Genomic DNA, 518 nt, shown 5'->3' with positions numbered 1-518 from the left:
AAGCTTTTGCTGACGAGCAAAATGAGCATTGTCGACGTGGCAATGGGAGCGGGATTTTCCAGCCAATCTTACTTTACTCAAAGTTATCGACGTCGCTTTGGCACTACGCCAAGTAAGGTCCGTTCCGGTGATGAGCAAGTCGCCATCGCTAATTGAAATGACTTATGACTAAAATTTTCTGACTAATTTTGAAAGTCACCGACGGACATAAAATTCTATTATGTTCAGCGTAAGAACGAATAATTCAAATTTATTACATCCCTTTCATTCTGGAGTGTTCGAAAGGGATGCGGAGAAGAACACAAATGAAAAAGCAGCATTGGCGACGCCGTTCGCTTTTTCCTGACAGCATTGTGACGCAAAGGAAAGTCACTGTTTTGCAAAGAGGAGCACGATACGAGAGTGCGTCTCAGCCATCACAGGATCTCAATGTTGTCCACGTGAATCACCGACAGCTGTTGAGTGAAGGTGTGCTGAATGACGACCAGTTATCGTTGTTGCAACGCTTGTTGGACAGA

The 518-nt window shown here is 44.4% G+C and carries 1 protein-coding gene and 1 pseudogene; both read left to right on the top strand.

Features of this window, described 5'->3' with window-relative positions; translation table 11 throughout:
- Positions 1–156 (top strand): helix-turn-helix domain-containing protein (locus R7O13_RS30905; RefSeq protein WP_318305723.1); only part of this gene is annotated, 156 nt, incomplete at its 5' end.
- 131 nt (positions 157–287) lie between these two features.
- Positions 288–518, top strand: a pseudogene (locus R7O13_RS30900) (Type III secretion negative regulator (LscZ)); the annotation flags it as partial.

It is taken from the genome of Vibrio sp. Y176, assembly GCF_033438945.1.
This window is presented reverse-complemented; position numbering and strand designations above follow the sequence as displayed.